The following is a 22,707-nucleotide window of genomic DNA, read 5'->3' on the forward strand; positions in this document are numbered from 1 at the left end:
ATATGGCCCCCTCTCGTCAAGTTAAGTGTAGCAACTCAACTTTAACCGATGAGGCCTTATCCTTCATCCCTTTTTTATTCAACTGTCCAAGATGTATTGTACTCCTACATGATTTCACGCAAATTTGTGCATTTTCCCCTTGCATTTGCCGGAAAACTGTGTTTTAATAGTACTGTTATGGAATAACGATACCTGCGATGAACAGGGAAAGTACCGTCATCCCTCTCTTTTCAGAGAAAACGGCCTTTGGCTGCGAGCCGTTCAAAGAGACCTGACGCGAAGTTCCCCTGCGAGCACCGGCGCTGAACGGCTTTACCAGTAGGCGCAGGCGAAGCAACGCCCCGTTACCGGCGTTCAATGAGTGCCCGGCCTGTCCGGGAATCAGGGTGGTACCACGGAAGATGTATCATACGCCTTTCGTCCCTATTTTGCGGGACGAAAGGCTTTTTTATTGCGTCCCTGAACGATTTTTCATAAAGGAGAGTCACCATGAAAGAAAAACTGCAAGGCATTTTGCAGGCCGCAAAGGACCAGCTTGCCGCGGCGGGCGACGCCCGTGCGCTCGACGAGGCGCGTGTACGCTTTCTCGGCAAAAAGGGCGAGCTGACCGCGCTGCTCAAGGGCATGAAGGACGTTGCCGCAGAGGAGCGTCCGGTTGTCGGCCAGCTCATCAACGACGTGCGCGCCGAGATTGAAACCATCATCGACAAGCAAAAGGAAGTCATCGAGCAGGCCGCGCTCGCGCACAAGCTACAGGCCGAAACCATCGACGTGACCCTGCCGGGCGAAGAAGTGGTCATCGGCAAAAAGCACCCGCTCAACATCGTGCTCGATGAGCTGAAGGAAATCTTTATCGGTCTGGGCTTCTCGATTGCGGAAGGCCCGGAGGTCGAGCTGGACCATTACAACTTTGAAGCGCTCAACATCCCGAAGGACCACCCCGCGCGCGACACGCAGGACACCTTCTACATCTCGGATAACGTGGTGCTGCGCACGCAGACCTCGCCCATGCAGGTGCGCACGATGGAGCAGAAAAAGCCCCCCATCCGCATCATCGCGCCGGGCCGCGTGTACCGCTCGGACGCGGTTGACGCCACCCACTCCCCGCTGTTTCATCAGATTGAGGGGTTGGTTGTCGATAAGGGCATCCGCATGTCTGACCTCAAGGGCATCCTTGAGCTGTTCGCCAAAAAGCTGTACGGCGAGGATACGGTCGTGCGGTTCCGCCCGCACCACTTCCCGTTCACCGAGCCGTCGGCGGAAATGGATATCCAGTGCTACCGCTGCCACGGCGAGGGCTGTCCGCTCTGCAAGGGCGAAGGCTGGATTGAGATCCTCGGATGCGGCATGGTGCACCCCAAGGTGCTCGAAATGAGCGGCATCGACCCCGAGGAGTATTCGGGCTATGCCTTCGGCATCGGTCTGGAGCGCACGGTCATGGGCCGCTTCAAGATTGACGATATCCGCCTGTTCTATGAAAACGATGTGCGGTTTTTGGAACAGTTTTAAGAACTTCGCTTGAAACCACGCTTTCAAACGAAAAGCCGCACCGCGCCTAGGCGCGGATGCGTCTCACGCTGCGAAAAGTTCCGACAAGCGAAACTTTTCTCCGCACTTGTGAAAAAACCGTGATACATGCTCCCGGTTTTTTCGGCTGCTTTGCAGCCTTTATAAAATGCGCGCCTGACGGCGCGATATCCTGAACTTTACGATAAAGGAGCGTTCATTCATTATGAAGTTGCCGCTTTCCTGGCTTTCGGATTATACCGATATTTCCGGCGTCACCCCCAAGGAGTATGACGCCCGTCTGACCATGTCCGGCTCCAAGGTCGAGGAGGTCTACTACCTCGGCGCGGAGATTGAAAACGTCGTGACCGGCAAGGTGCTGTCGGTTGTCGATCATCCGGACTCCGACCACTTGAAAATCTGCCAGATCGACGTGGGGCAGGGCGAACCCATCCAGATTGTCACCGGTGCGCCCAATGTCACCCCCGACTCGGTGGGCGAAATCTGCCCGGTCGCGCTGCACAAGTCCACGCTGCCCGGCGGGGTCAAAATCACCAAGGGCAAGCTGCGCGGCGAGGTCTCCAACGGCATGATGTGCTCGTTTCAGGAGCTGGGGCTGACGCACGGCTGTGTGCCCTACGCTTGCGAGAACGGAATCCTGTTCCTGCCCGAAGGCACGCCCGTGGGCGAGGATATCAAGAAGGTGCTCGGCCTCGATGACTATGTTGCCGACTTTGAAATCACCTCCAACCGCGCCGACTGCTTCAGCGTCATCGGCCTTGCGCGCGAAACCGCCGCGACCTTCGACCGTCCGTTTTCGGTCAAGGAGCCAGTGGTCAAGGGCACGGGCGACGACATCGGCAAGTATATGTCGGTCGAGGTGGTCGATACAGACCTGTGCCCGCGCTACACCGCGCGTCTGGTCAAAAACATCAAAATCGAGCCGTCCCCCGCATGGATGCGCGAGCGTCTGCATGCCTGCGGTGTGCGTCCGATTAACAACATCGTGGATATTACCAACTACGTCATGCTGGAATACGGCCAGCCGATGCACGCATTTGACTACGCCTGCCTGTCCGACGGTAAAATCGTCGTGCGCCGCGCACGCAACGGCGAGTCCATCCAGACCCTCGACGGGCAGGACCACGACCTGACCGACAAGATGCTCGCCATCTGCGACAACGACAAACCGGTTGCGGTCGCAGGCGTTATGGGCGGCGCAAACTCGGAAATCGAGGACGACACCAAGACGGTCGTGTTCGAGTCCGCCTGCTTCCACGGTGCAACCGTGCGCGTGACGGCCAAGGCGCTCGGCATGCGCACCGAGGCGTCCGGCCGCTTTGAAAAGGGCCTTGACCCGTCGCTGACCATGCCCGCTGTGCAGCGCGCGTGCGAGTTGGTTGAAATGCTTGGTGCGGGCGAGGTGGTCGACGGCATCATCGACGCATGCTCCGCCGACCTGACCCCCAAGACGCTGCCCTTCGAGCCGGACAAAATGAACGCGCTGCTCGGTCTTGACCTGTCTGCCGACGAGCAGAAGGCGTATCTGGAACGCCTCGAGTTCCGCGTTGAGGACGGCAAGGTCATCATCCCGTCCTTCCGCGTGGACATTGCGCGCATGTGCGATCTGGCGGAGGAAGTCGCCCGTATGTACGGCTACGACAAGATTCCGACCACGCTGTACGCCGGAGAAATGGTGCAGGGCGAATACACACCCAAGCAGCTGGCCGAGCAGAATGTCTCGCTAACCTGCCGCGAGACCGGTTTTGACGAGGCGATGAGCCATTCGTTCATCTCCCCGAAGTTCTATGACATGATCGGCTGGGAGAAGGACGACCCGCGCCGCATCTCCACCACCATTCTCAACCCGCTCGGCGAGGATTTCAGCGTCATGCGCACGACCGTGCTGCCCTCCATGCTGCAGTCGCTCGCGCACAACCATGCGCATCGCAATCCGACCGCGTCGCTGTTTGAGCTGGGTACGGTCTATATCCCGACCGTCAAGGACGGCAAGGCCGATCCGGACGTTTTGCCGCGCGAAGAGAAAATCATCACCCTCGGCAGCTACGGCCGCCTGTCCTTCTTCCAGTTTAAGGGCGTGGTGGAAGCCATCTGCCGTGAACTGAACGTCAAAGGCGTACAGTTCATGCCGGAAAAGAACAACCCGTCCTATCATCCGGGCCGCTGCGCCAACATTCTGATCGATGGCAAGCCCGCCGGTGTGTTCGGCACGGTGCATCCGACCGTCGCCGCGCGCTACGGCCTGTCCGGTGAGGTGCTCGCCGCCGAGCTGCCGCTGGACACCCTGTTTGAAGCCATCGACCCGGTCAAGCTCTACCATCCGCTGCCCAAGTTCCCGGCATCGACCCGCGATATTGCCGTGCTGGTCGACGATGCGGTACCCGCCGCCTCCATGCAGGCCTCGATCGAAAAGGCCGCAGGCCACATTCTGGAAAGCGTCAAGCTGTTTGACGTGTACAAGGGCAAGGGCATCCCCGAGGGCCAGAAGTCGGTCGCCTACTCTCTGTCCATGCGCGCGCCCGACCGCACACTGACCGACGAAGAATGCGATAAAGCGATGAAAAATGCACTGGCAGCGCTGGAAAAAGATTTCGGCGCGGTTTTGCGCGGATAAGACTTTACTTTTTGGCCGTTTTGTATTATGCTGTTTATAGCAAAAAGCCAACCGGTAGGATCGGAAAGGAGACAGACATGCTTGACGGCACAAGAAAATTCAGCCTTGTAGACGAGTCCAACAAGGAAATGAAGCGCACGCTGACCGCAGTATATGACGCGCTTAAGGAGAAAGGGTATAACCCGATCAACCAGATCGTGGGCTATCTCCTCTCCGAGGACCCGACGTACATCACCAACCACAACAACGCGCGCAGCCTGATCTGCAAGATCGACCGCGACGAGTTGATGCAGGAGTTGGTACAGTTCTACCTCGATAACTGAGGCGGGACTTGACAAACGGCGTAAATCCGTTATAATGAGAGTAGTAGAAGAGGCACCGCCGACAGACGGTTGACCTCAGAAACGTGTTATCTTATGAAAAAATAACCGCAATCTTTGGTCGGAGGGCGGTTATTTTTTTATGGTCTTGATGACTTCCAGCAGAATAAGTAGCAATACAATCTGCAAAATCTGATCCATAAACATCACACTCCTTTCCATGGAGTGTGGTCAACCGCCTGCCGTTTGCGACAGTGCCTTGTCCATATAATAGCTAAACCACCTCTATTTGTAAAGGGAAAGGAAAATAATGAACGGTTTTCTCCCGATAAACAAACAAGATATGCAGGATCGCGGCTGGTATTACTGCGATTTTCTGCTTGTCACGGGCGACGCTTATGTAGATCACCCTTCCTTCGGAACCGCCATCATCTCACGCGTTCTGGAGGATGCGGGCTACAAGGTCGCCATCCTCAGCCAGCCGGATTTCCATGATGAGCGCGACTTCGTCGCCATGGGCCGCCCGCGCTATGCGGTGCTTATCAACGGCGGCAACATCGACTCGATGGTTGCGCACTACACCGCCGCCAAAAAGCGCCGCTCGGACGACGCCTATACCCCCGGCGGCAAGGCGGGCAAACGCCCCGACCGAGCGGTGACTGTCTATGCCATGCTTGCGCGGCGCGCGTTTCCGGATACGCCCATCTATCTCGGCGGCATCGAGGCCAGCCTGCGCCGCTTCGCACACTACGACTACTGGGCCGACCGCGTCATGCCCTCGATACTGGAATCGACCGGTGCGGACGGGCTGATGTTCGGCATGAGCGAGCACTCGGTCGTAGAACTGGCAAACAACCTCAAGCACGGAAAAAAGGGCGCGGACGCCTGCAAAGGCGTGCGCGGTACGGCCTATATGGCGCATGACGCGGACGACATCGAAAATGCGGTAGCGTGTCCGTCCTACGAGGATGTGTGCGCGAGCAAACCGGACTACGCCCGCTCGGTCAAGCTCCAATACGACGAGCAGGACGCGGTGCGCGGCAAAGCGCTTTTGCAGCGCCACGGAAAGCGCATACTCATCCAAAACCCGCCCGCGCGTCCGCTGACCACGGAAGAGATGGATCACGTCTATGCCCTGCCCTATATGCGCACCTATCACCCGTCCTATGAGGCGCTGGGCGGCGTACCCGCAATTCAGGAAGTGCAATTTTCCATCATCCACAATCGCGGCTGCTTCGGTGCATGCAACTTCTGTGCGCTCGCCTTTCATCAGGGACGCTATATTCAGGCGCGCAGCCACGAAAGCGTGATTGCGGAAGCCAAACAAATCGTCCAGATGCCCGGCTTTAAGGGCTATATCCACGATGTCGGCGGGCCAACGGCTAACTTCCGTTTTCCGTCCTGCAAAATGCAGGAGGAACACGGTTTGTGCAAAAATAAGCGTTGCCTGTTCCCCTCGACTTGCAAGAATATCGAAGCCGATCACACGGATTACCTCAATCTGCTACGTGAGCTGCGTCAAATCGAAGGCATCAAAAAGGTATTTGTGCGCTCGGGTCTGCGGTATGACTATATGATGGCCGACCACAACGACGCCTTTTTCCGGGAGTTGGTCGAACACCATATTTCCGGTCAGCTCAAGGTTGCACCCGAACACATGAGTGATAACGCTCTGTATTATATGGGAAAACCATCATTCTCCGTATATGAGCAGTTCCGTGAGCGATACGCCCGCATCAACCAGAAACTGGGCCGCAAGCAGTATCTGGTGCCCTATCTGATGAGCTCACATCCCGGCGCGACGCTCGACGACGCGATTTTGCTCGCCGAGTACCTCAACCGCGTCGGTTATATGCCCGAGCAAGTGCAAGACTTCTATCCCACACCGGGTACGCTATCCACCGCGATGTACTATACCGAAATCGACCCGCGCACGATGAAGCCGGTTTATGTTGCCAAAACGCCGGAAGAAAAGGCCATGCAGCGCGCGCTGCTGCAATGGCGGCGGCCGGACAAACGGCCGATTGTGCTGGCCGCGCTCAAAAAGGCCGGCCGCGAGGATCTGATCGGCTTCGGCAAGGAATGTCTGATTCGCCCTGCGCGCGGAGAAAAGCCGCCAGCACCGTCCGGTCATGCGGCGAAATCCGGAAAAAGCGCGCGTCCTGCGGCACATCGCCCGACCGCCCCCAAGAAAAAAGGCTGGGCCAAGGCAAAACGCAAGAAATAGCGCAATCAATCGTCAGAAATCTGCACAATGAATCCCGCGTCATTCTCTTGCGCCGTGCGCTTTCTCTCCAAACTTTATGAAAGCCGTTGACGAAACGGCTTTCCGTTGATAAAATTATGTAGCAAGCTACTCATTGGCAAAAAGGGGGGATTTGCTTGGACAGTCCGGTTTTTCCCGGCGATCTTTTCAAGATGATTAATATTCTGTTCGTTGCACATGCCGATGCAGCGCTGCGCCCGCTTGGACTGACTTGCGCGCAGAGCGATCTGCTGGAATACCTGGCGGAGCGCGGTGCGGAGGAAACCACCGTGCAGGACATCGGGCAGCATTTCCATCTCAAGCATCCGACCGTCATCGGCTTTCTCCATCGGCTGGAGCAGAAAGGCTTTGTCACCAGCTCGGTTTCGCAGCGTGACCGACGCTGCCGCGTCATCCGACTGACTGAGAAATTCGACGAAGTGCAGCGCGTCATGCGGGAAACCCGCGACACGATAGACGCCCGTGTCACGCGCGGTTTCACCGCAGAGGAACTGATACAGTTGGAAGAATATCTGTCCCGCGTCTATCACAATATCAGCGAAGTCTGATATTTTTTTCGCCTATTTATGTAGCTACCTACATTTATTTCATTACAGGAGGTAATATAATGACAAATAATAATGATGCTGTATTCCGCGACGCCCCTATCCCGAAAGCAGTCGCGCAAATGGCCGTGCCGACCATGCTGAGCATGCTGGTGGTCGTACTGTACAACATGGTTGACACCTTTTTCGTCGGCCAGACAGGCGACGCCAATCAGGTGGCGGCGGTCTCGGTGGCAACACCGGTGTTCCTCATCCTGATGTCCTTCGGCAACATGTTCGGCATCGGCGGCTCGTCGCTCATTTCGCGTCTTCTGGGTGCGGGCGAGGGCGAACGCGCAAAAAAAGTCAGCGCGTTCTGCTGCTATGGCTCGCTCATCTGGGGTGTGATTATGATTTTCGTATTCCTTGCCGCCATGCCGTTCATCCTGTCGGTCATCGGCACCAGTGAATACACCATCGGCTATGCCCGCGACTACCTGTTCTGGATTTCGCTCGGCGCGCCGTTTATCATTTTTGCCAACGGATTCTGCAACCTGATTCGTGGCGAGGGTGCGGCAACCGCTTCCATGGTCGGCAACATGGTAGGCACGGTGGTCAACATCATCCTTGACCCCATTATGATCCTCGCACTGGGCTGGGGCGTTACGGGCGCGGCCATCGCCACGGTCATCGGCAACATCTGCGCCTGCTTTTTCTATCTGTTCTACTTCCTGCGCGGCAAAACCGTGCTGTCCATCCACCCGCGCGATTTCGCCGTGCGCGGCATCATCGGCGGCGTAATCTCTATCGGCCTGCCGGCCTCGCTCAACAACATTCTGATGAGCCTGTCCAACATCCTGCTCAACAAATACCTCGCCGGCTACGGCGACAATGCGGTCGCGGGCATGGGCGTTGCGATGAAGGCCAACATGCTGGTGGTGTTTGTGCAGCTTGGCCTTGCCATGGGTGTGCAGCCGCTCATCGGCTTTGCCTACGGCGCAAGCAACATCCGCCGTGTGCGTGGTGTAGTCAACTTCTCAGCCATCTGCACGACTGTAATGGGCGTGCTTTTGACTGTGATCTACTGGTTTACCGCCGACTCGATTATCTCCATCTTCATTAACGACGCCGCCGTTATTGAAGCCGGCGTACCCATGCTGCGCGCGCTGATGTTCTCCGCACCGGTACTGGGCATCATGTTCGTGCTGCAAAACGCCCTGCAGGCGATGGGCCGCGCGGCAGCGGCGCTGGTGCTGGCTGTCAGCCGTCAGGGCTTCATCTTCGTGCCTTGCGTCATCATTGCGGGCGCCTATCTCGGCATGACCGGCATCATCTTCTCCCAGCCGGTGGCCGATCTGTTCTCGGTCGTCATGAGTATTGTCATGTTCATTTACATCGCCCACCGTCTGTCCCACGCAGCCGAGTCCGCTGCCTGACCAAGTTTCTCCGCATAGCGCATGCCTGTTTGAACGGGCATGCGCGCTTTTTTTGCCGTTTTACCCAAAGCAGTAATATTTGACCGCTTTTCTTTTTTGATTGCGCGCGCCGTAGTTTGGTGATAGAATAGAAACTGATATATTGTGTAAATCTCACATCTGAATGAGGGATATCTTTTATGTGGATCGCAAACAACTGGAACGATTACGCCGTCATCGACTGCGGCGGCGGCGAAAAGGTGGAGCGCTGGGGCAATCAGATTCTGGTACGCCCTGACCCGCAGGCTATCTGGCCGCGAGCCGAGGGCTGCCGCGCCTGGGACAAACCCAACGCCATCTATCACCGCTCCAAGGCGGGCGGCGGACAATGGGAGATTCGCAAGCTGCCCGAGCAGTGGGCGATCCATTACGGCGACCTCACCTTTCAGCTCAAGCCAATGAGCTTCAAGCACACCGGTCTGTTCCCCGAGCAAGCCGCCAACTGGGACTTTATCGACCGCATGGTGCGCGGCGCAGGCCGTCCGGTGAGTGTGCTCAACCTGTTCGCCTATACGGGCGGCGCAACGCTTGCTGCAGCGAATGCGGGCGCGTCGGTCTGCCATGTGGATGCTTCCAAGGGCATGGTGCAGTGGGCGCGGGAAAACGCCGCGTCCAGCGGTCTTGCCGACCGGCCCATCCGCTGGATCGTGGATGACTGCAAAAAGTTCATTCAGCGCGAGATTCGTCGTGGCCGCAAGTACGACGCCATCATCATGGACCCGCCGAGCTATGGACGCGGCCCCTCGGGCGAGACGTGGAAAATTGAGGAGGACGTGGCCGGATTTGTCGAGTTGACCATGGGTATTTTGTCGGACAAGCCTCTGTTCGTGCTGATTTCCAGCTACTCGACCGGGCTTGCCCCATCGGTGATGGCCTATCTGCTCGGCATCACGGCGGCAAAGCGCGCCGCAGGCAAAATTGAGGCGCAGGAGCTTGGCTTACCGGTCGAGGCAACCGGGCTTGTTCTGCCCTGCGGCTCCAGCGCGCGCTTTATCGCAGAAACCTAAGACGGGCAGCCACCAACCGAAACAGAGAGAAAAGGAGTTGACTGTTATGCCTTCTATGATTCATCTGACCAATGTTTTCTTCTCACTGATTGTTGCTTTCGTGCCAATGGCTATCGGCCTGCTTCTCCTGTATTTTGTCATTAAAAAGGCAGTCAAGGATGCCATCAACGAATCCAACCGACCGAAATTCTGATTTTTTTGCAAGGACGAAAAACCATGTCTGAAATTATCAAAACCGAAAATCTGCAATATGCCTATCCTGTCGAGGAAGGACAGCTTGCCGTGCCCGTGCTCAAGGGCGTCAGCCTTTCCATCCGGCGCGGCGAGTTCGTCGCGGTGCTCGGCCACAACGGTTCGGGCAAAAGTACGCTCGCGGGCTGCTTTAACGCCATCCGTCTGCCAACCGGCGGTGTGTGCTACGTCGATATGATGGACACACGGGACGAGAACAATACCTACGAGGTGCGCAAAACCGTTTCCATGGTGTTCCAGAACCCGGACAACCAGTTGGTGGCGACCGTGGTCGAGGAGGATGTGGCGTTTGCTCTGGAAAACATGGGCGTGCCGCCGCAGGAAATCCGTAAACGTGTGGACGAAGCGCTCAAGGCCGTGGGCATGTATGAATACCGCGCGCAAGCGCCGCACCGTCTGTCCGGCGGACAAAAGCAGCGCGTGGCGATTGCCGGCGTGATTGCGATGATGCCGCGCTGCGTGGTGCTCGATGAGCCGACCGCCATGCTCGACCCGCAGGGGCGGCGCGAGGTCATGGCGGTGGTGCGCGAACTCAACCGCAAATTCGGCATCACGGTTATTTTGATCACCCACCACATGGACGAGGCCGTGCAGGCTGGGCGCGTGGTGGTCATGCACCAGGGCAATGTGCTCATGGACGGCACGCCGCGCGAAATTTTCACGCAGGTGGATACGCTGCGCGCCGCATCGCTGACCGTGCCGCAGACCATCGAGGTGCTGTACGACCTTGACCGACAGGACGGTCAGACTCTGCCCGTCGACGCGCTTTCGGTAGCCGAATGCGCGGATATTCTTGAAACCTACCTACAGTGAGGCTGCGCGCCCACTGATTTTTGACACACAGGAGGACGAATCCTTTGTCAACCATTCTGGAAACACGGGGCCTGACCCATATCTATGGCGCAGGCACCCCTTTTGAGCGCAAAGCGCTTGACCACGTCGATCTGAAAATCGAAAAAGGCGAAATTCTGGGCGTTATCGGCCACACCGGCTCGGGAAAAAGCACGCTCATCCAGCATTTTAACGGCCTTTTGAAGCCTGACGAGGGCGAGGTACTGCTGGACGGTCAATCCATCTGGAACGAAAAAGGCAAATGTGCCCGCGAGACACGCTTTCGCGTCGGTCTGGTATTCCAATACCCGGAGTATCAGCTGTTTGAAGAGACGATTGCCAGAGATATTGCCTTTGGCCCGACCAATATGGGGCTAACGCAATCCGAAATCGACGAGCGCGTCATTGAATCCATGCGCGCGGTCGGGCTGGACGAGAACATGGCGAATCATTCACCGTTTGCGCTGTCCGGCGGGCAAAAGCGCCGCGTCGCCATTGCGGGCATCCTCGCCATGCGGCCGGAAGTGCTCGTGCTGGACGAGCCAACCGCAGGCCTTGACCCGCAGGGCCGCGACGAAATCCTCGATCTGATTCGCGACTACCACAAGCAGTCGGGCGCGACCGTTCTGATTGTCTCACATTCCATGGAGGACATCGCGGGTCTGGCCGACCGTCTTCTCGTGATGGATCACGCGAAAATCCTGTTCTGCGACACGCCGCGCGCGGTGTTTTCGCACGCAAATGAAATCATCGCGGCGGGGCTGGACATTCCGATGATTACCAAAGTGATGCTTGAACTGAAAAAACGCGGGCATGACGTGGACACCTCGGTCTATACAGTGCAGCAGGCGCTGGACGCGCTGCGCGCCTGCAAAGCGAAAGGGGGCGCGCGCTGATGCTCAAGGATATCACCATCGGTCAGTTTTTCCCCGGCGACAGCGCCGTACACCGACTCGACCCCCGTGTGAAAATTGTGCTGACGATCGCGTTCATCGTACTGCTCTTCCTTGCGGAAGGGCCGGTATCCTACGCGCTGATTGTCGCGTTTCTGGCCATTATCATCGGCATTTCACGCATCTCCCCCAAGTTGGTCGTGCGCGGACTGCGACCGATTCTGTTTATCGTTGTCTTTACGGCGGTACTCAATCTGTTTTATACACCGGGCGAATATATCTGGCAATGGGGCTTTCTGCACATCAGCCGCGAAGGCATCCGAATCGCGATTTTTATGGTCATCCGCCTGATGCTGCTGATTATCGCAACCTCCATGCTGACCTATACGACCAGCCCTATCCAGCTGACCGACGGGCTGGAGCGTCTGCTTTCGCCTTTAAAAAAGCTGCACGCTCCCGTGCATGAGCTTTCCATGATGATGTCGATTGCGCTGCGCTTTATCCCGACGCTCATCGAGGAGACCGAGAAAATCATCTCGGCGCAGAAGGCGCGCGGCGCGGATTTTGAATCCGGCAGTCTGGTGCAGCGCGCAAAGGCTATGATTCCCATTCTGGTTCCGCTGTTTATCTCGGCGTTTCGCCGCGCGGACGAGCTGGCAACCGCGATGGAATGCCGTCTGTACCGCGGCGACGTGGGCCGCACACGCATGCGGCAGCTTAAAATCGCGCGCGTGGATATCTGCGCGATACTCATTTGCGCGGCGGTGTTGGCGGCGGTCATTCTACTGGGGCGGTACGGCCTATGAACATTGCCGTAATTTTATCCTACGACGGGACAGCCTACAACGGCTGGCAGATACAGAAAAACGGCCCATCCATTCAGGAATCCATGGAAACCGCGGTTTTCCGACTGCTCGGTCAAAAGGTGCATGTTTCCGGCGTGGGCCGCACGGACTCGGGCGTGCATGCGCGCCGGTATGTTGCAAACTTCAAGGCGGACTGCACCATCCCGATGGACCGTCTGCCCTATGCGCTCAACAGCTTTTTGCCCGAGGACATTGCGGTTTCGGGTGCGGTGCAGATACCGGATGACTTCGACGCACGCTTTGACTGCACCAAGAAAGAATACGCCTACTATATTTTCCCGTCCACCCTGCGCAATCCGTTCCATGCGCGTTATGCCTACCGATACAACTATCCGCTCGACATCGAGCGCATGCAGCAAGGCGCGCAGCGTTTTGTGGGCAAGCAAGACTTTGCCGCCGTGCGCAGTCAAGGCACACCGGTCAAAAGCACGGTGCGCACCATCTTCTGGTGCGAGGTCGAGCCGGTGGATGACCTCATCCGTATTCGCGTGTGCGGAGACGGCTTTCTGTATAATATGGTGCGCGCCATTGCGGGCACACTGACCTATGTCGGCGGCGGTAAGCTGACGCCGGATGACGTGACCGCTATTCTGCGCGCGGGTGACCGTGAGCAGGCCGGTCCGACCCTGCCCGCCTGCGGTCTGTTCATGAACCGGCTGTGGTATGAGCATACCCCGGAGCTTGCCCGCTTCCGTCTGGATGCGTAAGCGGCTTTCGGATAATTTATTTTTTATTCACATTTTCCACCCCCAAACGCGATACAATGAGGAGACGGAACAACATGAGCGAACAACAGCCCACCAAGTCCAAACAGAATATCATCCGTTTCCCGTCCTCACGGAAGGAGCGCCGCCGCCTGCTGCGCGAAAGCAAGGACCCGCGCGTGCGCCTGACCGCGCTGCTGCGCTCGGTGTGCGGCTGGCTGCTGGTGGTCTGCACGCTTCTGTTCCTTGTGTCCAACTACCGGCTGTTCACCCCTACCTCGATCGGCAGTCTTGTGGAATATGCGGTGGCGGGCCTGAGGCAATATGAAGGGGATATTACCACCATCAACTACGAAAACGGCTCCTTTTCGGACGCCGCGCTGTTTGAAACGGGCATTGCCTATACGGATAACGATTCTCTGTTTCTGGCGCGCCCCGGCAGCGTGACTACGATGAAATACACGCTCGGCTATTCTTCCCCTGTGGTGGAGGCCAACGATAATTATGTGCTGGTCTATGACCGGGGTGGCATGCAGGCGGCGCTCACCAACTCCGCTTCAGCAATAGCCGAACTCAATCTCGACTCTGCGATCATTACCGGCAGCATCGGGCGCGACGGACGCTTTGTGCTTGTGACCGACGAGCAAGGCTACCGCACTGCTGTCGCCGTGTATGATACCTCCGGCAAAGAGGTATTCAAATACCAGTCCTCGGAATACTATATCGTATCGGCCGATCTGTCCCCGGACGGCAAAACGCTTGCCGCGCTCGCTTTCCTACAGGATGGCGTGGCGCTCAACTCCTATATACTGTTCTACGACGTGTCCAGCGGCTCGCTCGATGCAAAGGTAACGCTGGAGGACACGCTCGGCATGGCGCTGTGCTATCCGGAGAGCAGTACCGCCGCCGTCCTGTGCGACGATGGATTATATCTGATCGACCGAAGCGGTGAGACGGAACACACGCTCACCATCGCCTCCAGCGACCTCATCTCTCTGACTGTGCACGAGAACATGCTGGCCATTGCCACACGCTCCTATTCGGGGGGCGCGCGCAGCGACCTGTATACGATACGCGGCGGCACACTGTCCGGCCCCTACGCACTGGCGGAGGAACCGTCCGCGCTGGCGATTTCCGCAGCGGGCACGGCCGTTTTGAGCGCCTCGGGCGTGACGGTTTACGATACGTCATTTCGTCCCCAGTGGCACAACACCGAAGCGGTTGGCGCGCGCCGCGTGCTGATGACCAATGACGGCACTGTATGCGCTCTTTACACCAAAAACGCGCGTATGTTCACCGCACATTCTGAACATTCCGAGGAAGTTACCAATGTTAACTGACGTTTTATCCGTACTCACCCGTCTGTGCAATTTGCCTGACCTGATTATTCTGGTCATTTTGCTTGTCAATCTCATTCTGGGCTTTCGGCGCGGTTTTTTTGGCGCGCTTACCGGATTGGTCGGCCGCGTCATTGCGGTAGCCGCCGCCTTTTTCGCGGCCCGCGCCGCTGCGCCTTATGTGTCGAAATGGGTTGTCACCCCGATTGTCGGCGATATATTTAAAAAGCAAGCGGGTGTGAGCGGCGCTGCCGGCGCGTTGGACGCGCTGCGTCAGACCGCCACCGAGGCCGCTGTATCCATGGCGGAAAGCGTGGCGTTTGTGTTGCTGCTCATCCTGTTTTGCATCCTGTTCGGCTGGCTGGTTGAACTGGCCGCCAAAAGCCTGCACGCTATCGCTCATCTGACCCCTCTGGGGATTGTTGACTCGCTTGCAGGCGGTGCAGTTGGGCTTGTGGCCGGTGCTGTGCTGGTGGCTTTGCTATTGCTGGGTATCTGGTGGGTTTATCCCATCGCCTATTCCCCGCTCGGCTGGCTGTCCCCTGAACGGGTTTCGCACAGCGTCCTGCTCAAGGCGCTGGTCGACATACTGCCGGTAGCCATATAAATTTGTTTTCCTACTTCTCCAAAGGAGTTTTTCTTATGAATATGCCAATGTGCTCGCGGTGCAAAAAAAACATCGCGGTGGTGTTTATCACCAAAATCGAAGGCCCGGATAAAACGACGCAGGAAGGGCTGTGCCTCAAATGCGCGCGTGAGCTGGGCGTCAAGCCGCTCGACAATATTATGGAGCAAATGGGCATCACCGAGGATGACCTTGAAGCCCTTTCAAGTGAAATCGGGTCGCTGTCCGACTTAAACGATCTGGTCACCGCCGGTGCGGACGGATCGGACGACGACGCGCCGCATGAGACCGACCCTATTTCCAATCCGCCCGCTCCCTCTCCGCTGACTCCGCAGCGGCCGCTGCGCAGCGCAGAAGGCGCACGCACGCGCACGCAGGCGCCTCCGCGTGAGGACAAAAAGCGCAAATATCTGAACAACTACTGCGAAAACCTGACGCGCAAGGCCGCAGAAGGCCGCATCGACCACATCGTCGGCCGCGACCGCGAGACCGACCGTGTCATTCAGATTCTTAACCGCCGCCAGAAGAACAATCCCTGCCTGATCGGTGAACCGGGCGTCGGCAAGACGGCTGTTGCGGAAGGGCTGGCCGTGCGCATCAATGAGGGACGCATCCCGTTCAAGATGCGGAACAAGGAAGTGCATATGCTTGACCTGACCGCGCTTGTCGCGGGCACGCAGTTCCGCGGCCAGTTTGAGAGCCGTATGAAGGGCCTGATTGACGAGGTGAAAAAGCTCGGCAATATCATCCTTGTCATCGATGAGGTGCATAATATCGTCGGCGCGGGCGATTCGGAAGGCTCGATGAACGCCGCGAACATCTTAAAGCCTGCGCTTGCCCGCGGCGATATTCAGGTGATCGGCGCCACCACGCTCAAAGAGTACCGCAAGCACATCGAGAAGGACGCCGCACTTGAACGACGCTTCCAGACGGTCTATATCGGAGAGCCGTCGGTCGCGGAGACGACCGAAATCCTCAAGGGCATCCGCTCGTACTATGAGACTTTCCACGGCGTACAGGTACCGGACGATATCTGCCGCCGTGCCGCCGAGATGAGCGAGCGCTATATCACCGATCGTTTTCTGCCCGACAAGGCCATCGACCTGATCGACGAAGCATGCTCGCGCCTCAATCTGGATTCTCCGCAGCTGTCCGAAATCCCCGCGCTGCAAACCGAACTGGAAGGCCTGCAAACCCAGCTTGACCTGCTGACCCAGTCGAGCGCGCGCGATGAGCAGGAGGACACCTATGCCCGTATCGCATCCTGTCGTCAGCGGCTGCTTCAGGTCGAAAGCCGACTGCATGAATTGCTGTGCAAGCCCGCTCCTACGGTCGACGAGCAGATGCTTGCCTCGGTCATCGAGCTGTGGACCGGTATCCCGGCCGCCAAGGTCGCGGCGCAGGAGTCCGCGCGCCTGCGCGGCATGGAGGAGCGCCTGAAAAGCCATGTCATCGGACAAGACGAAGCGGTCGACGCGGTCTGCGCGTCCATCCGCCGCTCGCGCGCGGGCATCAGCCCCAAGCGCAAACCCGCGTCCTTCCTGTTTGTCGGCCCGACCGGCGTTGGCAAGACCGAGTTGGTCAAACAGCTTGCGCTCGACCTGTTCGACTCGCCGGACGCGCTGGTGCGGCTGGATATGTCGGAATATATGGAAAAGCACACGGTTTCCCGCCTGATCGGTTCGCCTCCGGGCTATGTCGGCTATGACGAAGCCGGTCAGCTGACCGAAAAGATCCGCCGCCGCCCGTACTCGGTTGTGCTGTTTGACGAAATCGAAAAATCGCATCCGGATGTGCTCAACGCGCTGCTGCAAATCCTCGACGACGGCCGTCTGACCGACGCGCAGGGCCGCGTAGTCAGCTTTGAGAACACAGTCATTGTCATGACCTCGAACGCCGGTTCGCAGACCGGCGGCGCGCCTGCGGGCTTCGGCCGCACGGTCAGCCAGCAGAGCCGTGAGCGCGCGATGAAGGCGCTCGAGGACATCATGCGCCCCGAGTTCCTAAACCGCATCGACGAAATTATCGCCTTCAACCAGCTTACCGAAGCGGACTTCCGCCGCATCTCGGTTATCATGCTGGATGAACTGCGCGACAATCTGGCCGACAAGGATATCCGCCTGACGTGGGACGACAGCCTGCTCGACTGGCTGGTGGAAAAATCCTTCTCGCTCAAGTTCGGCGCGCGAAATCTGCGCCGCCTGATTGAAAAAGAGGTGGAAAACCCGCTGGCGACTGCCATTGTCACGGGCGAACAGCCGCTCAAGGGCGCATATTTGCGCGCCGAGGACGGCAAGCTCCTCATCGACACGATTTAATACAATGCCGCCGGGCCAAGTGTCCGGCGGCAAATTTTTTTCTTTCTCTGGGAACAATTCCCCGCTTCCGTGCATCCTTAAAGTGTCCGGACAATGAGACGAGGTGACACAATGGAAATGCTGTTAAGCCAGATACAGGACGACCCGCGCGAACGCTTTATCGCCGCCGTGACCGAACACCGCCGCGCGATGTACCGCGCCGCCCGCGCGCTGCTTGCGAGCGATGCAGATGCGGAGGACGCGGTGAGCGAAGCCATCTTGCGCGCGTGGCAGGCCTTCGGGCGGCTGCGCGATGAGAAAGCGCTCAAGGGCTGGCTGATTAAAATTACGGTCAACTGTGCCTACGAGCATCACCGCCGCGGCGCACGCCTGACCTATACGGATGACTTAGAGCCGCTTGCAGGCGGCGCGGAGGATAAGCACGACTTTACTCTATGGGATGCGGTGTGCGCCCTACCCGAGGACTACCGCGTAGCAACCATACTGTTCTATTACGAGGATATGACGACTGCCGAGATCGCAAAAACGCTCGGCATACGCGAAGGGACGGTGCGCAGCCGCCTGTCCCGCGCGCGAAACCGTCTGCGCACGCTGCTGGAGGAGGAATGAGATATGACGTTTGACGAAAAGCTCAAAGCGCGCGCACAGCGCGAGAACAGCCCTGTTCCCGCAGGCTTTGACGAGCGCATGGACGCGCTCTTGCACGACCTGCCGGAGCAGATAACTCCCATCAAAAAGCGCCGCGCACCGCGCACCGCCGTCTGTATCGGCATTGCCGCGGCGCTGGTGGTTGGTGCGGCGGCCGCAGCACCGACCGTGCTGGAAATGGCACGCAACGCCATCGGCTACTTTACGCAAAACAGCGGCTCGGAGTATGCGGAATATCAGGGCAAGTATGAGAAATATAACGCCGCCGTCGGCATGAGCGACACCAACGGCGACCAGACGCTGACCATCGACAACCTTGCCGTGGACGACAGCTATATGCTGGTGTTCTACACGCTCAAAAGCAAAACGCCGATCGAGCTGGCAAGCAGTGAGCATTCATCGCTCTCCACCCGCATCAACTGGACCGCACCCACCTTCTTTGCACAGGTCAACGGCAAACAGCTCGACACAACCGGCGCAATTGAAAACGAAGCGACCATCCCGGACGAATACACGCTGACCGGCGTACACCGCATCGTGCTGAAAGAGGCGCTGCCCGATCAGTTTGATCTTTTGCTTTATGACGGCGGCTCGAGCGATATCAATGACGCGAACTTCCAGTTTGCGATGTCGGTTGATAAAAGCGCGGTCGCGGTCGAGACGCTGACCGTGGAGCCCAAGCTGGATTTTACGGTCGAGTACGATGATACGGATGCAGATGGTCACACCAATCCCATCCGCTACACGCCGCGCATTGAGCGCGTGTCCATCTCGCCGTTCGGCTCGACCATCACGCTGAGCGAACAGGCGGAGGCTCCAATGACCAATTTTGTCCTGCGCGACGACAAGGGCAACTACCTGCCGGTGATCTCGAACGGCTTCGTCGGCAGCAGCATCGGCCGCGCGTCCAACAGCTTCGAGTTCCTCGGCGCAGGGATGGATACCCAGTCGGTCACGCTGATTCCCTGCATTGGCCCGTATCGCTCACACGAGGTCAAGGGTACGCTGGACAGCCTGCCGCTGACCGACGACTGCGCCAACGGCTATACGCTCGAAAGTCTGGACATCGGTGCGCACCGTGCGGTTGCGACCTTCTCGTCCCGCGGGCCGATCACCATCAGCAATATAGAGTTCTGGCTGCTCACCGCAGACGGCACCTCGCTCGACCGTCTGACCGACTGCTTCATGGATTTCCGCTATGACCGCGAAAATAGCCTGTGCATCACGACGGTCGAATACCCCGACGCAACACCTGAACAAATCGCACAGATTGCGGGCGTATCGTTCTATCAGCCGAATGATAATCTCGAATTGCTCGAAGATCAGGCGGTCACAATTGAACTGCAATAACGCAAAAAAACAGTCGGCTGAAAAGCCGACTGTTTTCTCTTATGCCACAGACTGGAACAAACTGGGGGTCTGCTCTTGTTGCTGCTGCTGATACATCTGGGCTGCTTTCTCCGCTCTGGTGGTGGTACGGGTCGTGCCGCCGGAGACGTAAACCTTGCCGCACTCGGGGCAGATTGCGGTGTGAATCGTGACCGACTGGCTGACTACTTCCCTACCTTCCTGTTGCGCCTTGGACTGCTCCCGGCTTACATGCTCCTGCTCATGGCCGCGAACAGCGGAAGCCGCCGCTTCAGGGGCAATATTGGTTGGCGTTTTGAACGAAACGCCGGGGTCATTCGAGCCATCCTGATATTTGCGCTCCTTACAGGTCTGGCACTCGCCTTCTTCCATGACCTCCTGCGCAGACTTGGTTTCCGCTACCGCCTGTCCTTCCGCCGCAGCCGCATCCCCAGATGCCGCCTGTCCGGTTCCATCCGCATACTGAATACGGCCTCGAACAGCCCACTCTACCGGGTCTACGCCCTCCCGCTGGAACGGAAGCTGAGCCCCTGCCTGCTCCGGTACTGCCTGCGCTGTATCCGGCCGCACCGAGGCCACTGCCGGCACAGGGGAGACCGCCGTGGTTTGGGCAGGCTGAACGGAACCGATTGGCGCCATACTGCGCGCACCAACTGCCCGTTCCAGATAAGCGGACCCATACGCATTGCTCCTGCCGAATCCTCCTACATTCCAACCAAACATCTTTCTCACCCTTTCCGTACATCAATTTTTGTACTATCAGTTTACCTTATTTTTCCGAAATTCTCAAGCGTAATCTGCACAAAAAGGAAAAATGTTTTGCCCATGGCAAGCGTCTGTCACGACCTGCCGAAACGAAACCGGAGCCGCGTCCCTGCGGACATGTTTTTTCACCCCAGACGTATCCATACGGGTCAAATGTTGGGTTTGCAATTGACATCGCGCCGCTCTTTTGAGGACATGCAAACCGCTTCCTGAAAGTTCCCGATACAGTCGCTAAAATTTTGTAAAAGAAAATCAAAAAATCTGTTGACAAAATGCGCAATCATTGGTATACTATTTAAGCGTCAGAAAGCCCGCGGGTGTAGTTCAATGGTAGAATGTCAGCCTTCCAAGCTGAACACGTGGGTTCGATTCCCATCACCCGCTCCACTTTTTTTCAGGCATCGGGTTGCCGGAATTGATATGCGCCAGTAGCTCAGCCGGATAGAGCAACTGCCTTCTAAGCAGTAGGCCGGGGGTTCGAATCCCTCCTGGCGTGCCAAATTCCCGCTGGTGAAACAGAATATGGTGGGTATAGCTCAGTTGGTTAGAGCATCGGATTGTGGTTCCGAGGGTCGAGGGTTCGAGTCCCTTTACCCACCCCATATGACCCTATGACGCGCTGCCTACCGCAGCGCGTTATGCTTAGGGTACGGTCTGTTTTTAGATTCAACGGATACAGGGGCGTCGCCAAGCGGTAAGGCATCGGCCTTTGACGCCGACATTCGCTGGTTCGAATCCAGCCGTCCCTGCCATTTTGTTCCGCGCAAATCCGGCATCCATGACACAACCAAATATGACCCAGTAGCTCAGTCGGCAGAGCACCTGCCTTTTAAGCAGGGTGTCCGGGGTTCGAATCCCCGCTGGGTCACCAACATTTAAGCCATAAAGTCATTGACTTTGTGGCTTTTTTGTTTGTTTTTACAACGAATACAAGAAAAACCCTCTCTTGCCCACATAGAGCAAAAGAGGGTTTTATGCGGTATTTTGGGGTGTTTGGTGTGTCACCTAATTCCCTACTTATTTCACGGTGGCAGCCAGCTTCTTCACCAGATCGTCGCCGTATTAGTACTGGCGCAGATAGGCAATCGTCTTTTCTTCCAGCCCGCACTTCGCTTGCAGCGTGTCGATTGCCGCCTGCACCTCGCTGTCCGCATCCGACACAGCTGCGCGCGTTTGCGGCGCAACGATGCCCGGCACTTTCGTATTGGCGTCATACGTCACGCCGTACCCCGCCTGCGCCAAATCTGCCAGCTGAACATAATTATAGCCCGATTTCTCAATTACGTCGCAAGTGTAGTTCTTGCCGTCAATGCAGACAGTTTTCTTTTCGACCACTTCGTCGTCCTCCTTCTGAACCGTTTTGCCAAAGCCCTCCGCTACGCCGTCCGCAATTGCATGCGCGATGGCGTAAAACTTCGCCTTGTATAGCTTCATATCATCCGCGTCGTCCACAAAGCACGTCTCAATCAGCGCATGGCTGATGCCCTTGCGGTGCACGGTATTCATCACCAGCAAATCGCCGCGCCGCTTGACACCCCGGCTGGTAAAGCCCAGTGCCGCGATGCGGCGGCAGATTGCCTGCTCCACCGTGATGCCGGTCTCCCCGGTATGCACCAGCACCTCCACGCCCGTGGTTTTGCCGTTGCCCGTGGGGTCGTTTGCCGCCGCGTTGAGGTGCAGCTCGATCACATAGCCCACCCCGGACAGCGGCAGGCTGCCGCCGTTCTTCAGCACCTTGTATGCGTCGTTTTTCTGGTCGTACATCACGACCTCAAAGCCGTAATTTCGCAACAGCGGCGCAACGGCGGTCGCCATGCGGCGCGTCTCGACGGCTTCCGTGTAACCGCAGCCGACCGCGCCCGAATCATAGGGGCTGCCACCGTGCCCTGCAATCAGTAAAATTTTCATACGCACTCCTTCCCGGGGCAAACAAAACGCCCCACCTTGACTTTGGCGGGACGCGTGGTATAATATCTTATACAAGGGGCGCTGTCGGCAGACGGCTGACCCTAAGATTTGACTACAAAGTAGCCGCTATCTCTTGGTCGGAGGGGCGGCTACTTTGCATATATGACAAAAATATGTAGCAAAACTGCTGCACATATGAAAATTCTAATGAATTTCATGTCCATATGCACCACCTCCTTTTTACAGGAGAGTGGTCAACCGCCCGCCGCTGGGAACGACAGCGCCCGACATATTATATCATCGCGCGCCGCGCTGTGTCAATTTGCCGCCTTTGGGCGGCTTTTTCATTTGTTGGAGTACAATACATCCTGGACAGTTGAATAAAAAAGGATGAAGGATAGGGCCTCATCGGTTAAAGTTGAGTTGCGACACTTAACTTGACGAGAGGGGGCCATATCC

The 22,707-nt window shown here is 57.5% G+C and carries 19 protein-coding genes, 5 tRNA genes and 1 other annotated feature; of the genes, 22 read left to right on the forward strand and 2 right to left on the reverse strand.

Annotation, left to right across the window (positions count from 1 at the left end):
- Positions 1-188: 188 nt before the first annotated feature.
- Positions 189-428: a binding site (T-box leader), on the forward strand.
- Between the two features lie 61 nt (positions 429-489).
- The 17 genes from pheS (at position 490) to ACTQ3V_RS13165 (ending at position 19,557) form a co-directional block, all read left to right on the forward strand.
- A complete protein-coding gene (gene pheS / locus ACTQ3V_RS13085; RefSeq protein WP_441467906.1) occupies positions 490-1,509 on the forward strand; it encodes a phenylalanine--tRNA ligase subunit alpha in 1,020 nt (339 codons plus the stop codon).
- Positions 1,510-1,732: 223 nt separating this feature from the next.
- On the forward strand, positions 1,733-4,141 hold the full coding sequence (pheT, locus tag ACTQ3V_RS13090) for a phenylalanine--tRNA ligase subunit beta (RefSeq protein ID WP_441467907.1): 2,409 nt from the start codon (positions 1,733-1,735) through the stop codon (positions 4,139-4,141).
- Positions 4,142-4,218: 77 nt separating this feature from the next.
- On the forward strand, positions 4,219-4,464 hold the full coding sequence (locus ACTQ3V_RS13095; RefSeq protein WP_031475480.1) for an IreB family regulatory phosphoprotein: 246 nt from the start codon (positions 4,219-4,221) through the stop codon (positions 4,462-4,464).
- 307 nt (positions 4,465-4,771) lie between these two features.
- Positions 4,772-6,688 (forward strand): YgiQ family radical SAM protein, encoded by a 1,917-nt coding sequence (locus ACTQ3V_RS13100; protein ID WP_441467908.1) that lies wholly within the window; start codon positions 4,772-4,774, stop codon positions 6,686-6,688.
- A gap of 155 nt (positions 6,689-6,843) precedes the next feature.
- Positions 6,844-7,275, forward strand: coding sequence for a MarR family winged helix-turn-helix transcriptional regulator (locus ACTQ3V_RS13105; protein WP_441467909.1), 432 nt, complete (start codon positions 6,844-6,846; stop codon positions 7,273-7,275).
- 59 nt (positions 7,276-7,334) lie between these two features.
- Entirely contained in the window at positions 7,335-8,687 is a 1,353-nt protein-coding gene (locus ACTQ3V_RS13110) for an MATE family efflux transporter (RefSeq protein WP_441467910.1), read from the forward strand.
- Positions 8,688-8,866: 179 nt separating this feature from the next.
- Complete coding sequence (locus tag ACTQ3V_RS13115; RefSeq protein ID WP_441467911.1) at positions 8,867-9,733, forward strand: class I SAM-dependent methyltransferase; 867 nt, start codon at positions 8,867-8,869, stop codon at positions 9,731-9,733.
- A 46-nt stretch (positions 9,734-9,779) separates the two neighbouring features.
- Complete coding sequence (locus ACTQ3V_RS13120; protein ID WP_441467912.1) at positions 9,780-9,926, forward strand: DUF6019 family protein; 147 nt, start codon at positions 9,780-9,782, stop codon at positions 9,924-9,926.
- A gap of 23 nt (positions 9,927-9,949) precedes the next feature.
- Positions 9,950-10,798, forward strand: a complete 849-nt coding sequence (locus tag ACTQ3V_RS13125; RefSeq protein WP_441467913.1) for an energy-coupling factor transporter ATPase — start codon at positions 9,950-9,952, stop codon at positions 10,796-10,798.
- A 44-nt stretch (positions 10,799-10,842) separates the two neighbouring features.
- Positions 10,843-11,712, forward strand: coding sequence for an energy-coupling factor transporter ATPase (locus ACTQ3V_RS13130; RefSeq protein WP_441467914.1), 870 nt, complete (start codon positions 10,843-10,845; stop codon positions 11,710-11,712).
- Positions 11,712-12,515: an energy-coupling factor transporter transmembrane component T family protein gene (locus ACTQ3V_RS13135; protein ID WP_441467915.1), complete on the forward strand. Its 804-nt coding sequence runs from the start codon at positions 11,712-11,714 to the stop codon at positions 12,513-12,515. Before ACTQ3V_RS13130 ends, ACTQ3V_RS13135 begins: the two co-directional genes overlap by 1 nt.
- Entirely contained in the window at positions 12,512-13,282 is a 771-nt protein-coding gene (gene truA / locus ACTQ3V_RS13140; RefSeq protein WP_441467916.1) for a tRNA pseudouridine(38-40) synthase TruA, read from the forward strand. The genes ACTQ3V_RS13135 and truA overlap by 4 nt, the downstream gene beginning before the upstream one ends.
- A 74-nt stretch (positions 13,283-13,356) precedes the next feature.
- On the forward strand, positions 13,357-14,619 hold the full coding sequence (locus ACTQ3V_RS13145) for a DUF5711 family protein (protein WP_441467917.1): 1,263 nt from the start codon (positions 13,357-13,359) through the stop codon (positions 14,617-14,619).
- The gene (locus tag ACTQ3V_RS13150) at positions 14,609-15,223 is read left to right on the forward strand and encodes a CvpA family protein (protein WP_441467918.1); all 615 of its coding nucleotides are present in this window, start codon (positions 14,609-14,611) and stop codon (positions 15,221-15,223) included. The genes ACTQ3V_RS13145 and ACTQ3V_RS13150 overlap by 11 nt, the downstream gene beginning before the upstream one ends.
- A gap of 35 nt (positions 15,224-15,258) precedes the next feature.
- Positions 15,259-17,559, forward strand: coding sequence for an ATP-dependent Clp protease ATP-binding subunit (locus tag ACTQ3V_RS13155; RefSeq protein ID WP_441467919.1), 2,301 nt, complete (start codon positions 15,259-15,261; stop codon positions 17,557-17,559).
- Positions 17,560-17,670: 111 nt separating this feature from the next.
- Entirely contained in the window at positions 17,671-18,168 is a 498-nt protein-coding gene (locus tag ACTQ3V_RS13160) for an RNA polymerase sigma factor (protein ID WP_441467920.1), read from the forward strand.
- A gap of 3 nt (positions 18,169-18,171) precedes the next feature.
- The gene (locus ACTQ3V_RS13165; protein ID WP_441467921.1) at positions 18,172-19,557 is read left to right on the forward strand and encodes a DUF4179 domain-containing protein; all 1,386 of its coding nucleotides are present in this window, start codon (positions 18,172-18,174) and stop codon (positions 19,555-19,557) included.
- A 39-nt stretch (positions 19,558-19,596) separates the two neighbouring features.
- Here the strand turns inward: ACTQ3V_RS13165 and ACTQ3V_RS13170 are convergent, their stop codons facing one another.
- On the reverse strand, positions 19,597-20,214 hold the full coding sequence (locus tag ACTQ3V_RS13170; RefSeq protein WP_441467922.1) for a hypothetical protein: 618 nt from the start codon (positions 20,212-20,214) through the stop codon (positions 19,597-19,599).
- A gap of 439 nt (positions 20,215-20,653) precedes the next feature.
- On the opposite strand from ACTQ3V_RS13170, the gene ACTQ3V_RS13175 reads away from it, so the two are divergent.
- The 5 genes from ACTQ3V_RS13175 to ACTQ3V_RS13195 all read left to right on the forward strand — a co-directional run bounded on the left by ACTQ3V_RS13175 (position 20,654) and on the right by ACTQ3V_RS13195 (position 21,211).
- A tRNA-Gly gene (locus ACTQ3V_RS13175) sits at positions 20,654-20,727 on the forward strand.
- A 35-nt stretch (positions 20,728-20,762) separates the two neighbouring features.
- Positions 20,763-20,839 (forward strand) — tRNA-Arg (locus tag ACTQ3V_RS13180).
- A 26-nt stretch (positions 20,840-20,865) separates the two neighbouring features.
- A tRNA-His gene (locus ACTQ3V_RS13185) sits at positions 20,866-20,942 on the forward strand.
- Between the two features lie 75 nt (positions 20,943-21,017).
- Positions 21,018-21,092, forward strand: a tRNA-Gln gene (locus ACTQ3V_RS13190).
- A gap of 43 nt (positions 21,093-21,135) precedes the next feature.
- Positions 21,136-21,211 (forward strand) — tRNA-Lys (locus ACTQ3V_RS13195).
- 191 nt (positions 21,212-21,402) lie between these two features.
- Here ACTQ3V_RS13195 and ACTQ3V_RS13200 read toward each other — a convergent pair.
- Positions 21,403-22,248, reverse strand: coding sequence for an N-acetylmuramoyl-L-alanine amidase (locus ACTQ3V_RS13200; RefSeq protein WP_441467923.1), 846 nt, complete (start codon positions 22,246-22,248; stop codon positions 21,403-21,405).
- Between the last annotated feature and the right edge of the window lie 459 nt (positions 22,249-22,707).

Source organism: Candidatus Agathobaculum pullicola (genome assembly GCF_052117205.1).
In the GTDB taxonomy this organism is placed as follows: Bacteria; Bacillota; Clostridia; order Oscillospirales; family Butyricicoccaceae; genus Agathobaculum; species Agathobaculum pullicola.

Excerpts from the sequence above, each read along its gene's own strand:
- pheS (WP_441467906.1), top strand. The coding sequence starts at position 490 with ATGAAAGAAAAACTGCAAGGCATTTTGCAGGCCGCAAAGGACCAGCTT.
- pheT (WP_441467907.1), top strand. The coding sequence starts at position 1,733 with ATGAAGTTGCCGCTTTCCTGGCTTTCGGATTATACCGATATTTCCGGC.
- ACTQ3V_RS13095 (WP_031475480.1), top strand. The coding sequence starts at position 4,219 with ATGCTTGACGGCACAAGAAAATTCAGCCTTGTAGACGAGTCCAACAAG.
- ACTQ3V_RS13100 (WP_441467908.1), top strand. The coding sequence starts at position 4,772 with ATGAACGGTTTTCTCCCGATAAACAAACAAGATATGCAGGATCGCGGC.
- ACTQ3V_RS13110 (WP_441467910.1), top strand. The coding sequence starts at position 7,335 with ATGACAAATAATAATGATGCTGTATTCCGCGACGCCCCTATCCCGAAA.
- ACTQ3V_RS13115 (WP_441467911.1), top strand. The coding sequence starts at position 8,867 with ATGTGGATCGCAAACAACTGGAACGATTACGCCGTCATCGACTGCGGC.
- ACTQ3V_RS13120 (WP_441467912.1), top strand. The coding sequence starts at position 9,780 with ATGCCTTCTATGATTCATCTGACCAATGTTTTCTTCTCACTGATTGTT.
- ACTQ3V_RS13125 (WP_441467913.1), top strand. The coding sequence starts at position 9,950 with ATGTCTGAAATTATCAAAACCGAAAATCTGCAATATGCCTATCCTGTC.
- ACTQ3V_RS13135 (WP_441467915.1), top strand. The coding sequence starts at position 11,712 with ATGCTCAAGGATATCACCATCGGTCAGTTTTTCCCCGGCGACAGCGCC.
- truA (WP_441467916.1), top strand. The coding sequence starts at position 12,512 with ATGAACATTGCCGTAATTTTATCCTACGACGGGACAGCCTACAACGGC.
- ACTQ3V_RS13145 (WP_441467917.1), top strand. The coding sequence starts at position 13,357 with ATGAGCGAACAACAGCCCACCAAGTCCAAACAGAATATCATCCGTTTC.
- ACTQ3V_RS13150 (WP_441467918.1), top strand. The coding sequence starts at position 14,609 with ATGTTAACTGACGTTTTATCCGTACTCACCCGTCTGTGCAATTTGCCT.
- ACTQ3V_RS13155 (WP_441467919.1), top strand. The coding sequence starts at position 15,259 with ATGAATATGCCAATGTGCTCGCGGTGCAAAAAAAACATCGCGGTGGTG.
- ACTQ3V_RS13160 (WP_441467920.1), top strand. The coding sequence starts at position 17,671 with ATGGAAATGCTGTTAAGCCAGATACAGGACGACCCGCGCGAACGCTTT.
- ACTQ3V_RS13165 (WP_441467921.1), top strand. The coding sequence starts at position 18,172 with ATGACGTTTGACGAAAAGCTCAAAGCGCGCGCACAGCGCGAGAACAGC.
- ACTQ3V_RS13170 (WP_441467922.1), bottom strand. The coding sequence starts at position 20,214 with ATGGCGCCAATCGGTTCCGTTCAGCCTGCCCAAACCACGGCGGTCTCC.
- ACTQ3V_RS13200 (WP_441467923.1), bottom strand. The coding sequence starts at position 22,248 with ATGAAAATTTTACTGATTGCAGGGCACGGTGGCAGCCCCTATGATTCG.